The sequence below is a fragment of the Burkholderia territorii genome (assembly GCF_902833055.1).
In the GTDB taxonomy this organism is placed as follows: domain Bacteria; phylum Pseudomonadota; class Gammaproteobacteria; order Burkholderiales; family Burkholderiaceae; genus Burkholderia; species Burkholderia territorii.
In genome coordinates this window covers 103,054-115,812 of the sequence record NZ_CADFEJ010000007.1, presented here as the reverse complement: position 1 = coordinate 115,812, position 12,759 = coordinate 103,054, and the positions used below count along the sequence as shown (strand labels likewise).

12 protein-coding genes are annotated in these 12,759 nt (G+C 68.7%); 4 read left to right on the top strand and 8 right to left on the bottom strand.

The genetic code is table 11. The annotated features are described in order from the left end of the window. Nucleotides 1-41: 41 nt before the first annotated feature. The 8 genes from HW466_RS15495 to HW466_RS15460 form a co-directional block, all read right to left on the bottom strand. Nucleotides 42-728 carry a helix-turn-helix transcriptional regulator gene (locus tag HW466_RS15495; protein ID WP_059452010.1) on the bottom strand — a complete coding sequence of 229 codons (687 nt, stop codon included), beginning with the start codon at nt 726-728 and terminating at the stop codon, nt 42-44. 73 nt (nt 729-801) lie between these two features. Next, nucleotides 802-1,218 carry a VOC family protein gene (locus HW466_RS15490; protein WP_059452011.1) on the bottom strand — a complete coding sequence of 139 codons (417 nt, stop codon included), beginning with the start codon at nt 1,216-1,218 and terminating at the stop codon, nt 802-804. A gap of 296 nt (nt 1,219-1,514) precedes the next feature. Beyond that, a complete protein-coding gene (locus tag HW466_RS15485; RefSeq protein WP_151006814.1) occupies nt 1,515-2,813 on the bottom strand; it encodes a THUMP domain-containing class I SAM-dependent RNA methyltransferase in 1,299 nt (432 codons plus the stop codon). A gap of 165 nt (nt 2,814-2,978) precedes the next feature. Then, nucleotides 2,979-5,108 (bottom strand): site-specific recombinase, encoded by a 2,130-nt coding sequence (locus HW466_RS15480; protein WP_151006829.1) that lies wholly within the window; start codon nt 5,106-5,108, stop codon nt 2,979-2,981. Nucleotides 5,109-5,610: 502 nt separating this feature from the next. Beyond that, nucleotides 5,611-6,348 (bottom strand): PqiC family protein, encoded by a 738-nt coding sequence (locus tag HW466_RS15475; RefSeq protein ID WP_174905556.1) that lies wholly within the window; start codon nt 6,346-6,348, stop codon nt 5,611-5,613. Next, nucleotides 6,345-7,964 carry a PqiB family protein gene (locus HW466_RS15470; protein WP_059452015.1) on the bottom strand — a complete coding sequence of 540 codons (1,620 nt, stop codon included), beginning with the start codon at nt 7,962-7,964 and terminating at the stop codon, nt 6,345-6,347. The genes HW466_RS15475 and HW466_RS15470 overlap by 4 nt, the downstream gene beginning before the upstream one ends. Beyond that, nucleotides 7,957-8,586 carry a paraquat-inducible protein A gene (locus HW466_RS15465; RefSeq protein WP_059452016.1) on the bottom strand — a complete coding sequence of 210 codons (630 nt, stop codon included), beginning with the start codon at nt 8,584-8,586 and terminating at the stop codon, nt 7,957-7,959. The genes HW466_RS15470 and HW466_RS15465 overlap by 8 nt, the downstream gene beginning before the upstream one ends. After that, entirely contained in the window at nt 8,583-9,248 is a 666-nt protein-coding gene (locus HW466_RS15460) for a paraquat-inducible protein A (protein WP_059452017.1), read from the bottom strand. Before HW466_RS15460 ends, HW466_RS15465 begins: the two co-directional genes overlap by 4 nt. A gap of 260 nt (nt 9,249-9,508) precedes the next feature. Between HW466_RS15460 and HW466_RS15455 the strand changes: the two genes are divergently transcribed. The 4 genes from HW466_RS15455 to HW466_RS15440 all read left to right on the top strand — a co-directional run bounded on the left by HW466_RS15455 (nt 9,509) and on the right by HW466_RS15440 (nt 12,739). Continuing rightward, nucleotides 9,509-10,069 (top strand): cytochrome b, encoded by a 561-nt coding sequence (locus HW466_RS15455; protein WP_151006124.1) that lies wholly within the window; start codon nt 9,509-9,511, stop codon nt 10,067-10,069. 8 nt (nt 10,070-10,077) lie between these two features. Further along, nucleotides 10,078-10,638 carry a YceI family protein gene (locus HW466_RS15450; RefSeq protein WP_060346753.1) on the top strand — a complete coding sequence of 187 codons (561 nt, stop codon included), beginning with the start codon at nt 10,078-10,080 and terminating at the stop codon, nt 10,636-10,638. A gap of 66 nt (nt 10,639-10,704) precedes the next feature. Then, nucleotides 10,705-11,286, top strand: coding sequence for a YceI family protein (locus HW466_RS15445; RefSeq protein ID WP_059452020.1), 582 nt, complete (start codon nt 10,705-10,707; stop codon nt 11,284-11,286). Between the two features lie 175 nt (nt 11,287-11,461). After that, entirely contained in the window at nt 11,462-12,739 is a 1,278-nt protein-coding gene (locus HW466_RS15440) for an MFS transporter (protein ID WP_059506946.1), read from the top strand. The last annotated feature ends 20 nt before the right edge of the window (nt 12,740-12,759 follow it).

Below are 12,759 nucleotides of genomic sequence, written 5' to 3'. Positions count from 1 at the left end.
GGGGCGCGGGCGCCCCGGCACGCGCATGGCGGCGACGCGCGTCAGCGCATCGGCGCTTCCGCGATTCGCATGTAGTCGGCGATGCGCCGGCCTTCCATGTCCGGAAACTGCTCGTGCACGGTGATGTCGCCCATTCGCGCGATGTCGAAGGTGCGGAAGTCGTCGCGCAGCTCGCACCACGCGCCGATCGTCCAGCGTCCGCCCCAGTAGACGAGCCCGAGCGGCCACACGCGGCGCTTCGTGTGCGCGCCGAGCCGGTCGCGGTAGTCGAAGCTGACGACGTGACGCGTGTCGACCGCCTGGTGAATCGCGTCGACCTTCGCGCAGAACGTCTCGTCGATGTGGAACGACGGCGCGAACACCGGCAGGCGGTCGAGCGCGGTGCGCTTGTCGGCCGGCATCGCCGACGCGATTTTGGCGAGCGCCGAACGCGCGCCGCCCGCGAAGCGCGCGCCGCCCCAGGTCTCGAGCATCCGCGCGCCGGCCGCGAGCGCCGCGAGCTCCTCGGCGGTGAACGTGAGCGGCGGCAGGCTCGCGTTGCGGTTCAGCCGGTAGCCGATGCCGGCTTCGCCTTCGATCGGCACCCCTGACAGTTGCAGGTCGCGCACGTCGCGATAGACCGTGCGCGGCGACACCGACAGCCAGTCGGCGAGCTGCTGCGCGGTCGTGAGACGGCGCCCGCGCAGCAGCTCGGCGATCTGGAACAAGCGGTCGGCACGGCGCGTCATGGCTGAACCTCGACTCCAACGGCTACGGGGACTTCGCGATGATAGCGCCGCCCCGGCCGGATCGTGGACGCGCTCAGTGGCATTTCGGTGCGTGCAGGCCGACGCGGTTGCCTTCGGTATCGATCAGGTAGCCGATGTAGCCGTAGTTGTTCGGCAGCTCGACGACCGAGCCCTGCACGACGCCGCCCGCGCGCTTCGCGCGTTCGAGCGCCGCGACTACCGATTCGCCGGCGTTCAGGTACACGAGCACGCCGTTCGCGCTCGGCTTCATCTGCTGCGGATCGAACACGATGCTGCCGCCCGTGCCCGACGCTTCGTGATCGAACATGGCCATCGGCACGCCGCCGATGACTTCGCGCTGCAGCGTCGTCTGCAGCACGGTTTCGTAGAAACGGATCGCCCGGTCGAAATCGAGGGACGGGATGTCGAACCACGCGATCGCGCGTTCCAGGGTTGCGGCTTCGGTTGCAGTTGCGGTTGCGGACGTCATGACGAGCTCCTTGTTGTTTGGATTCTTGATGGAAACCAGCCTTGCATTGCGCCGGGATTGCAGTGTGATCGGGGGCTGCTGACAGCGTGCTGTCAGTAGTCGTGGCGGTACTGACAAAAAGGGGAGGCCCCTCGGCTTCGAGGGTCAAAGGCGTGCGGGAACCGAAGCGGCGCGAGGGCGGCGTGGCGTCATGCGGGACGGGCTTGTCCCGCGCGCGTGCGCTGGAAATAAAACGCCCGGCTCGGGCCGGGCGTCGTGGGGATGTCGGCAGGCGGCCGCGGCGGCCGTCGCGCGTGTCAGGCGTCGCCTTCCGGCGCGGCCGGGCGTGGCTTCACGCTGCCGGCGATCAGGTCGAAGCGGAACAGCCGGCATTCGAGCGCGCCGTTGAACAGCGGCGTTTTCGCCGATTCGCGCAGGCGCAGCTGGCCCGGCAGCGAGCGGTCCGACGTCAGCAGGAACGCCTGCCAGCCGGTGAAGCGCTGCTTGAGCGCATCGCCGAGCGCGTTGAAGAATTCGCTGTCCGGCGCATCGGTGTGCGTGCGGCGGAATGCGTCGTCGTTGCCGCGATTGCGGCCCGTCTCGCGCACCTCGCCGCGCGCGCTGCGGCCGCGCACCTCGATCCGCTCGCCGTACGGCGGGTTCGCGAGGATGATGCCCGGGCCGTCGCACGGCGGCGTCATCCCGCGCGCGTCGACCTGCTTGAGCCACACCGACGGCACGCCCGCGCGCTCGAGGTTCGCGCGCGCCTTCTCGAGCATGTCGCCCGAGATGTCGCTGCCGTACACGCCGAGCGAATCGCGCTTGCCGCGCGCCGCGCGTTTCGCGTCGATCGCCGCGACCTTCAGGCCCTGCCATGCGGTGATGTCGTACTGCTTGAGCTTTTCGAAGCCGAACCGGCGCTCGACGCCCGGCGCGACGCCCAGCGCGATCTGCGCGGCTTCCGCGAGGAAGGTGCCGCTGCCGCACATCGGGTCGTACAGCGGCGTGCCGGGCGTCCAGCCCGTCAGGCGCAGGATGCCGGCCGCGAGGTTCTCGCGCAGCGGTGCCGCACCCTTGTCGAGGCGCCAGCCGCGCTTGAACAGCGGCTCGCCCGATGTATCGAGGTACAGCGTGCACTCGGTGGCCGTCAGGAACGCGAACACGCGCACGTCCGGCGCGCCGGTATCGATGCTCGGGCGTGCGCCCGTCTTGTCGCGCATCCGGTCGCAGATTGCATCCTTCACGCGCAGCGTCGCGAATTCGAGGCTCTTCAGCGGCGACTTGATCGCGGTGATGTCGACGCGCAGCGTCTGCGTCGACGCGAACCAGCGTTCCCACGGCTGCTCGAGCGCGAGCGCGTAGACATCCTGTTCGTTGCGGTACGGGCGGTGCGTGATCTTCAGCAGGATCCGGCTCGCGATGCGCGAATGGAGGTTCGCGGCCATGCCGGCAGCCCAGCCGCCGCGGAAATGAACGCCGCCCGGCACCTGCGCGCCCGCGGTGAACGGCGCGCCGTCCAGGTGTCGGCCGGCGATTTCGGCCAGCTCGGCGGCAAGCGCCGCTTCGAGGCCGCGCGGGCAGGGAGCGAAGAATTCGTACAGGGTGGGCGAGGACATAAGGCGGGTGAGGACGTGCAAAAGTCCACTATTGTACGCGGCGCGGACGGCCGGAGCCGGCGTCGCATCCGATTCGGGATGCCGGCGCCGATGCGCCGGCCGTGACGTCGAGCCGGCCGGCCCGCGCGTCGGCGCCCGCCCGCGCGGCGCGCCGACGCTGGAAGTTCAATGCGAGCCCGGCTGCCCGGCGCGGGCGGCCGGCGTGCCGGCCGGCCAGAACAGCGCGGACGGCTTCGCCAGCACCGTGCGCACGATCGCGCCGATCAGCGCGCGCACCTTGGTGCGGCGCAGGCTGCGCGAGCGCACGGCCATCGTGAATGCGAGCGCGAAGCTCACGAGCACGTTGAGGATCGCCATGCTCAGCACGCCGGCGCAGGCCCACCACAGCTCGGGCGTGCGCAGTGCGTCCTTGCCGAGCACGCCGAGCGCGACCCCGATCGAGCCGGCCGACAGCGTCACGTGGCGCACCTCGAACGGGAACAGGAACACGGTGACGATCGCCGGAATCAGGCCGAGCATCAGGCCCAGGCCGACGTTGGCGACCACGCCCGCGACGTTCGAGCGGCAGAAGTGCGCGAGCTTCGCGGCGCCTGCCGCGCCGAGCGTGAGCCGCAGCCGCCGGTTGTACGCGAGCGCGTCGCCGACCCGGTGCAGCACGAACCAGTTGTCGGCCCAGCCCGCGAGCAGGCTCGACGCCCACAGCAGCACGCCCGTGAGCGCCGCGTAGAACGGCGTCGGCCCCAGCAGCGAGAACGAATGCAGCGTCGCATGCGCCTTGCCCGGCGAAATCAGGTTCGCGTGCAGCAGGTTGCCCGCGAACAGCTGCACGAGCAGGCACACGGGCAGCACGACGAGCACGTTGCCGGAAATCGCCGCGGCCTGCGTGCGGATCAGCGCGATCACCGACGCGACGAACGCCTTCACGCCTTCCTCGTGACCCGTGTCGTCGAGCTCGCGCGCGAGGGTCGGCGCGGTCATCGCGGGCTGCTTGGTCGCGAGCGTGAAATGCAGGAAGTGCATCAGCATGAAGCTCGCCGCGTAGTTGATGCCCGCGAGCAGCCCTTCGAGCATCGACTGCAGGTGCGCGCCGGTGATCGCGAACTTCACGCACACGGTCACGACGGTGACGAGCCCGCCGCCCGCGGCCATCCGCAGCATCTTCAGGTACTCCGCGCGGCCGCGCGAGATGTAGTGCTCGCCGGTGTCCGCGTTGGTCTCGACGAGCTTGCGCGCGAACAGCGAGAAGTTGCTGCGCACGAGGTGCGACACGCTCTGGCTGTTCTGGTTCGCGTCGACGAGCTCGGCGGTCAGGCGCGCCATCCCGCGCAGGTCGTCGCGTGCCATCCATGCATTGAGCAGCATTTCCGCGCGCAGGATGCGCATGCGCATGCGTTCGACCTGGAACACGATGTCGACCGACACGCCGTTGCGGTACAAGTGCGCGAACACGTCGTCGACGGCGATCCGGCATTCGTCGAGCAGCACGCGCAGGTAATTCACCTCGTGCAGCAGCTTGCTCGCGTCGCCGCCGTCCTCGACGGCCGCGTGCGCGGTCTCGACCGCGAGCATCGCGCGCGTGAGCCGGTAGAACGGCTGCGTTTCGAGGGGCTGGCGCGCGTCGTCGTCGGACAGGCGGCTGCGCACCGTCTGCGACAGGCCGGTCGAGCTGATCTGGCAGGTGAGGTTGTGCAGCGCGGCGAGCAGGTCGCGCGAGAACGAGCCGGGCTCGTGGCGCTCCTCGTCGGTGACGTCGAACGAGATCAGCTCCGCTAAGCGGGCGAGCAGGTCGTCGGGCAGCGCATCGATCCATTGCGCGTCTTCCGGCGTCGGGAACATCAGCGTGAACAGCGCCGTCAGTTCGCGGCGGTTCGGCGCGGGCGGAATCAGCGACGCGTCGATGCGCTCGAACAGCGCGCCGAAGAAGCCCGAATGCACGGGCATCCCCGCGTCGCACAGCAGCGAGATGCCGTCGCATTCGCGCAGGATTCCGCGCAGGATGCGCGCGGCGTGCGACTTCCACGCGGGATTGCGGTCGAGCACGTGGAACAGGTAGCGCAGCCGCGCGTGCGCCGGATACGCGCGTGTGTCGGCGTCGGCAGCGCGTTCGGCCGGCGTGTCGTGCGCGACCTGCATCGCGCCGTTGCGGCGCAGCCAGTGCGCGAGCTCGATCAGCCATTCGCTGCGCTCGGCGTACGACGCGTCCGCGTCTGCGTGCGCGAGCAGCGCGTCGAGCTGGTGGCCCGCACTGCGCGACGCGCGCCACTTCTTGATCAGGGTCGTCAGGGAACGAAACATAAACGGAATAGCGAAAGCCCTGGGCGGGCGGGTTCGGGATGCCGGCCGGAATACGGCGCGGCACCGGGGAGAACGGTGAGGCTGGTTGGGGGCCGGACGATGCGCGGCGCCCCGCGATGCGGACTGCCCCGATGCGACGCACGCGGACACGCGTGCGCGCCCCGGCAGACGCGGCGATCGGACCGGACACGACGGGCGGATCGCCGCCGGCGCGCGCGCACGACGAGCGGCGCGAGCCGGAAAGTGCGTAGGATCGTCAATCGGGCGTGAAAACGCAAGCCGACCGTGTCGACTCGTGCCGGTTCCGGCGGATTTTTTCAAACAATGCAAAACCGCCGTTTGGCAGATGGACGGCCAGCGGCGCCCCGGGCGGCGAGGGCGGCAGGTTCGCGTGTGCGGTTGCGCGCGCACCCAGGCCGACGATGATTATCGGCGGCGTGTGCCGAGTGCAGCGGCACCGCGCGCATGCGGCGGACGCCGGCCGCCGGCCCGCGCGTCGCGCTTACGCGCCGGACTTGCCGGTCGCGCCCGCATCGTCGCGGGGCGTCGGATTGGCCGGGCAGGGCACGACGGGCGCGGTGGCCATCGACTTGCCGGACGCAGTCGTCGCCGTGGTCGACGCAGCGGTGGCGCCGCGTCGCGCGGCCATCGCGCGCACGCCGGACGCGGCCTGCGATGCGATCACCTCGAGCGCGCGCCGGTGGCCGGCGACGAGCGCGTCGTAACCGTCGGCGACCGGTTCCGCGACGCTCGTGCGACACGTCATCACGGCCTGCGTGCCGAGCGCGCGCACGCTCCACACCGCATCGATCGCCGCGCGCTTGCCGGGCCACGACTCGAAGCGCTGCACGTTCACGCTGATCCGATAGACCGGCACGCCGGCCGGATACGCGGAATTCGCGACGTCGATCGTGCCGAGCTGCGCGGCGAGATCGTCGGACAACGCGCGGCGGATTTCGTCGGCGGGCGGCGCGGCCCAGCGCTCCTGCTCGAGCACGTCGACCTGCGCGGCGTTCTTCTGCACGACGAGCTGGTTCTTCGCGACCTGCTCGGGCACGCCGACGGACGGCACCTCGATCAGGAACGACGGGTTGGCGGGCGCGCTGCGCACGGGCGCGGCCGCATCGGCCGGGCTCAGCGTATAGAACCGCGCGGGCGGCGAGCTGCACGCGGCGAGCACGAGCGCGGCGAAGACTGCCGCCGCGCCGCTCGCGACGATGTTCGCGCGTGTCGTCGTCATTGTTGATCTCCTGGCTTGCCCTTGAGCAGCGATTCGGGATGGCGCTCCAGATAATCGGCGAGCGCGTTCAGCGATTGCAGCGTGCGCGTGAGCTCCTTCAGCGCGCCGCGCACGTCGGACTGCAGCGGCGAATCCTGCTGCAGCGTCGCCTCGGCGGTCGAGAAGGTCTGCTTCGCGGCCGACAGCGTGTCGCGCGCTTCCGGTGCGACCTGCGTGTCGAGCTGCTTGAACAGCTTGTCGGCATTCGACAGCGCGCTGTTCAGGTTCGCGCCGATCTGGTCGAACGGCACCTTGTCGAGCTTCTTCGCGATGTCGGCGACCTGCAGCTGCAGTTCGTCGAGCGTGTTCGGCACGGTCGGCAGCTCGAGCGGCTGGCGGGCCGCGTCGATCTTCACGACCGGCGCCTTCGGGAAGAAGTCGAGTGCGACGTACAGCTGGCTCGTCAGCAGGTTGCCGGTGCGCAGCTGGCCGCGCAGCCCGTGCGTGACGAGGCGCTCGACGATCTCGCGGCGGGCCGCTTCGCCCTTGCTCTCGATCGTCTCGCGGAAGCGCGGGCCGAGCCGCTCCGGATACACGTTCATCGTCACTGGCATCAGGAAGTTCTTGGTCTTCGGATCGAAGTCGATGCCGATGTTCGTCACCTCGCCGAGCACGATGCCGCGGAAGTCGACCGGCGCGCCGACCGCGAGCCCGCGCAGCGACTGGTTGAAGTTCATCACGACCTGCAGCGGCTGGCCGTCCGGATCGCGCATCGCGTCCGCTTCGTCGGAGCCGAGGCGGAACGTCGTGTTGTTCGGCGCGGTCGCGCCGCTGTCCTGGTTCGGCGGCGTCTGGAACGCGATGCCGCCGAGGATGACCGTCGCGAGCGACTGCGTGTTCAGCTTCAGGCCGCTCGAATCGAGCCGCAGGTCGACGCCGCTCGCCTGCCACCAGCGCGAGTTCACGCCGACGTACTGGTCGTACGGCGCATTCACGAACACGTTGAACGTGACGCCCGTGCCGTCCTTGTCGAGCGAGAAGCCGACCACCTGGCCGACCTGCACGCGGCGGTAGTAGACGGGCGAGCCGATGTCGACCGAGCCGAGCGAATCGCCGCGCAGCACGTATTGCGTGCCCTTCTGGTCGCCGGTCACGGCCGGTGGTGTCTCGAGGCCCGTGAAGTCGGTCTGCGTGTCCTGCCCGTGGCCGGCATCGACGCCGATGTACGCGCCCGACAGCAGCGTGCCGAGCCCCGACACGCCGGTCGCACCGACGCGCGGACGCACGATCCAGAAGCGCGAGCCCTTGACCGCGAAGTCCTCGGCTTCCTTCTTCAACTGCACCTGGACGAGCACGCGCGACAGGTCCTTCGACAGCTTGATCGTCTTGACCATGCCGATCTCGACGTCCTTGTACTTGACCTGCGTCTTGCCGGGCTCGAGCCCTTCCGCGCTGTGGAAGCTGATCGTGACTTCCGGGCCGCGCTCGCGCACGGACTTGATCACGAGGCCGATGCCGATCAGCGCGGCGATCAGCGGCACGAGCCAGACGAGCGACGGCAGCCAGCCGCTTTTCGTCGAGATCGCCGGATCGGGCGGCCGGGGCGCGTCTTGCTGCGGGCCTTGCGGACTATTCATGGTGTTTCCCTGAGGTTTCGACTGGATCCCAGATCAGGCGAGGATCGAACTGCATCGACGCAAGCATCGTCAGGATCACGACCGAGCCGAACGCGAGTGCGCCGGGGCCGGCCGTGATGACGGCGAGCGAACGGAAATGGACGAGCGCGACGGTCAGCGTCACGACAAAGATGTCGAGCATCGACCAGCGGCCGATCCGCTCGACGATCCGGTACAGGCGCGTGCGTTGCAGCGGCCGCCACGCGGTGCGCCGCTGCGCGGTGCCGACGAGGATCGTCAGCACGCCGAGCTTGAGCATCGGCACGAGGATGCTGGCGACGAACACGACCACCGCGAGCGGCCAGTCGCCGGACGTCCAGAAGTAGATGACGCCGCTCATGATCGTGTCTTCCTGCGAGCCGACGATCGACGACGTGCGCATGATCGGCAGCAGGTTCGCCGGAATGTAGAGGATCGCGGCCGCGATCAGCAGCGCCCACGCGCGCATGATGCTGTTCGGCGTGCGAAAGTGCAGCGCGCTGCCGCAGCGCGCGCAATGCGCATGCGGATGGTCGATCGTCTGCACGAGCCCGCAGGCATGGCAGCTGGCGTAGCCCTCCCGGGCGGCGGTCGGCATCGTCATCGGCGGGGCGCTTCCGGCAGCGGCGCTTTGCCGTCGGGCGGCGCAGGCGTGCGCCGGGCGCGCAGCTCGTCGGCGATGTCCCACAGCGTGCGCGGATCGAACATCAGCACGACGGCGGTCATCAGCGTGAGCGCGCCGAATGCGAACAGCGCCGCGTCGGGCACGACGCGCGCGAGGCTCACCATCTTCACGATCGTCACGACGATTCCGAGCATGAACACCTCGATCATCCCCCACGGCCGCACGAGCTGGATCGTGCGCAGCACGAGATCGAGGCCGGGCGGCACGACGCCGCGGCGGATCGGCAACAGCACGTAAAGGAGCGCGGCCATCTCGACGAGCGGGAACAGCACGGTCGAGCAGAACACCATTACCGCGACGATCTCCATGTCCTGATGCCACAGCGCATCGATCGCGCCGATCAGGGTCGTCTGCACGCGGGTGCCGTTCAGGTCCATCTCGAGGATCGGGAACGCCTGCGCGATGACGAACGTGACGAGTGCCGCGACCGCGAGCGCGCTGATGCGCTCGATCTGCGTCGTGCTGTTGCGATAGAGCAGCGCGTCGCAACGCGGGCAGCGCGCGATTTCGCGGCCGCTCAGGCGCGGTTTATGCAACAGTGCGTCGCATTCGTGGCAGGCAATCAGGTCGTATCGTTGCATGGAAAAGGCGGTGCTGCGACGGCTGGGGGAACGCGTCGACGGGGCCGGAACCCGCGCCAATCTTACCAAAACGCCTTTTTCGGCGTGTCAACGCCCCATGTGCGCGTGACCGATCGGTAACATGGCGCGGACATGGCAGCGGGCTGGCGAGCCTGTCTTGAGAGTCCGCGCGTGACAAAAGGTTGCGGTAGCATGGCGCCCTTGACAAGCGTCGGACGAATTTACCGGCGCGGCCGTTCGCTCAACTGAGGAAATCCAAGATGGCATCGAAATCGCCGCCGGCCCGGCCGGCACGCTATGCGCACACCGCGATCGCGCTGCACTGGCTGATCGCGCTGCTGATCGTCTGCGGCTTCGCGCTCGGCTGGGTGATGACCGACATCCCCGGCTTCACGCCGACGAAGCTCAAGTATTTCTCGTGGCACAAGTGGATCGGCGTGACGGTGTTCGCGCTCGCCGTCGTGCGCGTGCTGTGGCGCGCGACCCATCAGCCGCCGCCGCTGCCGGACAGCACGCCGGCGTGGCAGCGCGCGCTGTCGCATGGCGTGCACATGCTGCTGTACGTGCTGATGATCGTGATTCCGGCGACGGGCTACCTGTACAGCTCCGCGTCGAACATTCCGGTCGTCTACCTCGGCATCGTGCCGCTGCCGCGCCTGATCGATCCCGATCCGGTGCTGAAGGAAACCTTCAAGACGCTGCACGTGTCTTTGAATTACATTCTGCTTGCGCTGGTCGCCATGCATGTACTCGCGGCGCTCAAGCACCAGTTGTTGGACCGCGACGGCCTGCTGTCGCGGATGCTTCCCTCCGCCAAATGAAGGATCCCATGAAAGTGTCTTTCTCCCGCTCCATGCTGGCCGCGTTCGCCGCGGTGTCACTCGTCGCGTCGGCCGCGGCGCATGCCGACGTCGATCTCGCGAAGAGCAAGGTGTCCGCCGTGTCGAAGCAGATGAACGTGCCGACCGAAGGCGCATTCAAGAAGTTCTCCGCGCAGGTGAAGTTCGACCCGGCGAAGGCCGCGCAGGGCAGCGCGCAAATGACGATCGATATCGCGAGCTTCGACCTCGGCGACAAGATGTACAACGACCAGGTCGCGGGCAAGGACTGGTTCGACGCGAAGACGTATCCGCAGGCGACCTTCGCGTCGACGGCCATCGCGCCGGCCGGCGGCAACAAGTACAACGTGACCGGCAAGCTGACGATCAAGGGCAAGTCCGAGACTGTCACCGTGCCCGTCACGGTCACGCAGAGCGGCGCGACCCAGACCTTCGACGGCGTGTTGCCGATCAAGCGTTCGACGTTCAACGTCGGCACCGGCGAGTGGAAGGACACGTCGATCGTCGCCGACGAAGTGCAGATCAAGTTCCATCTCGTCGCCACGAAGTAAGCGGCGGGCTGTCGCACCACCCCGAATGCCGCGCGAGGGCGCGGCGCTGTTCCAAGGAGAAAGCGTTTGAAAAAGCATCTGATCATCGCCGCCGGCGCGCTGGCTGCTTCGCTGTCGTTCTCGGCATTCGCCGACAGCGCGACGTACCAGTTCGATCCGAGCCACACGTACCCGAGCTTCGAGGCCGACCACTTCGGCGGCCTGTCGGTCTGGCGCGGCAAGTTCGACAAGTCGAGCGGCACCGTGACGCTCGATCGCGCGGCGAAGACCGGCACGGTCGACGTGACGACCGACATCGCGTCGATCCACACGGGCAGCGCGAAGCTCGACGAGCACCTGCAGACGGCCGAATTCTTCGACGTCTCCAAGTTCCCGCAGGCGAACTACAAGGGCACCATCAAGTTCGACGGCGACAAGCCGGTGTCGGTGGTCGGTAACCTGACGCTGCACGGCGTCACGAAGCCGGTCACGCTGAAGATCGATTCGTTCAAGTGCATGCCGCATCCGATGCTCAAGCGCGAAGTGTGCGGCGTCGACGCGGTCGGCGAATTCAGCCGCGACGATTTCGGCCTCGACTACGGCAAGCAGTACGGCTTCAAGATGAAGACGAAGCTGCTGATCACGGCCGAAGCCGTCAAGCAGCAGTAACGCGCCCGGTCGGGCCGGCCGCCGCGTCGCGCCGCCGGCCCTCGCGAGCCAGCCGCCGCGCTTCCGTTTCCCCGGGGGCGCGGCGGTTTTTTTTGCGCGCCTATAATCGTCGGCGCAGCGCGCGGCGCGAGAACCGGCGCGCCGGACACAACGTACAACGACAAGGAGATCGCCGATGCATGCCGTCACGCAGTCCAGCTCCATCGCCTCGTCACCGCGCGTGTGGCGCGCGGTGATCGCCGCATCGATCGGCAATGCGCTCGAGTGGTTCGACCTCGTCGTCTACGGCTTCTTCGCGGTGACGATCTCGAAGCTGTTCTTTCCGGCCGGCAACGACACCGTGTCGCTGTTGCTCACGCTCGGCACGTTCGGCGTGTCGTTCTTCATGCGCCCGCTCGGCGCGATCGTGCTCGGCGCATACGCGGACCGCGCGGGCCGCAAGGCCGCGCTCACGTTGTCGATCCTGCTGATGATGGCCGGCACGCTGGTGATCGCGGTGCTGCCGACCTACCAGACGATCGGCGTCGCCGCGCCGCTGATCCTCGTCGCCGCACGGCTGATGCAGGGCTTCTCGGCCGGCGGGGAATTCGGCAGCGCGACCGCGTTCCTGGCCGAGCACGTGCCGGGCCGGCGCGGCTTCTTCGCGAGCTGGCAGGTCGCGAGCCAGGGCCTCACGACGCTGCTCGCCGCCGGCTTCGGCACCGTGCTGAACGCGCAGCTCACGGCCGACCAGATGGCCGCCTGGGGGTGGCGCATTCCGTTCTTCTTCGGGCTGCTGCTCGGGCCTGTCGCGTACTACATCCGCTCGAAGGTCGACGAGACGCCCGAATTCCTCGCGGCCGAAAGCACCGCGAGCCCGTTGCGCGACACGTTCGCGTCGCACAAGGCGCGGCTCGTCGCCGCGATGGGCGCGGTGGTGCTCGGCACCGTCGCGACCTATCTCGTGCTGTTCATGCCGACCTACGGCGTGAAGCAGCTCGGCCTTGCGCCGTCGGCCGCGTTCGCCGCGATCCTCGTCGTCGGCGTGATCCAGATGGCGTTCGCGCCGCTCGTCGGCCACTGGTCCGATCGTTACGGACGCGTGCGCGTGATGCTTGCCCCGGCCATCGGCATCCTCGTGCTGATCTACCCGGCGTTCGCGTACCTGGTCGCGCATCCGGGCTTCGGCACGCTGATCGCGCTGCAGGTGCTGCTCGCGTTCCTGATGACCGGCTATTTCGCGGCGCTGCCCGGGCTGCTGTCCGAAGTGTTTCCGGTGCAGACGCGCACGACGGGAATGTCGCTCGCGTATAACGTCGCGGTGACGATCTTCGGCGGCTTCGGGCCGTTCATCATCGCGTGGCTGATCCGCGCGACCGGGATGAAGACCGCGCCGAGCTTCTACCTGATGTTCGCGGCCGTGCTGAGCCTCGTCGCGCTGATCGTGTTGCGCCGGCGGTTCGGGTTCCGGTGACGCGCAGCGCGCGGTGCGCG

Bases quoted from the DNA above. Each gene is read 5' to 3' on its own strand.
- HW466_RS15495 (WP_059452010.1), bottom strand. From the start codon at position 728: ATGACGCGCCGTGCCGACCGCTTGTTCCAGATCGCCGAGCTGCTGCGC.
- HW466_RS15490 (WP_059452011.1), bottom strand. From the start codon at position 1,218: ATGACGTCCGCAACCGCAACTGCAACCGAAGCCGCAACCCTGGAACGC.
- HW466_RS15485 (WP_151006814.1), bottom strand. From the start codon at position 2,813: ATGTCCTCGCCCACCCTGTACGAATTCTTCGCTCCCTGCCCGCGCGGC.
- HW466_RS15480 (WP_151006829.1), bottom strand. From the start codon at position 5,108: ATGTTTCGTTCCCTGACGACCCTGATCAAGAAGTGGCGCGCGTCGCGC.
- HW466_RS15475 (WP_174905556.1), bottom strand. From the start codon at position 6,348: ATGACGACGACACGCGCGAACATCGTCGCGAGCGGCGCGGCGGCAGTC.
- HW466_RS15470 (WP_059452015.1), bottom strand. From the start codon at position 7,964: ATGAATAGTCCGCAAGGCCCGCAGCAAGACGCGCCCCGGCCGCCCGAT.
- HW466_RS15465 (WP_059452016.1), bottom strand. From the start codon at position 8,586: ATGACGATGCCGACCGCCGCCCGGGAGGGCTACGCCAGCTGCCATGCC.
- HW466_RS15460 (WP_059452017.1), bottom strand. From the start codon at position 9,248: ATGCAACGATACGACCTGATTGCCTGCCACGAATGCGACGCACTGTTG.
- HW466_RS15455 (WP_151006124.1), top strand. From the start codon at position 9,509: ATGGCATCGAAATCGCCGCCGGCCCGGCCGGCACGCTATGCGCACACC.
- HW466_RS15450 (WP_060346753.1), top strand. From the start codon at position 10,078: ATGAAAGTGTCTTTCTCCCGCTCCATGCTGGCCGCGTTCGCCGCGGTG.
- HW466_RS15440 (WP_059506946.1), top strand. From the start codon at position 11,462: ATGCATGCCGTCACGCAGTCCAGCTCCATCGCCTCGTCACCGCGCGTG.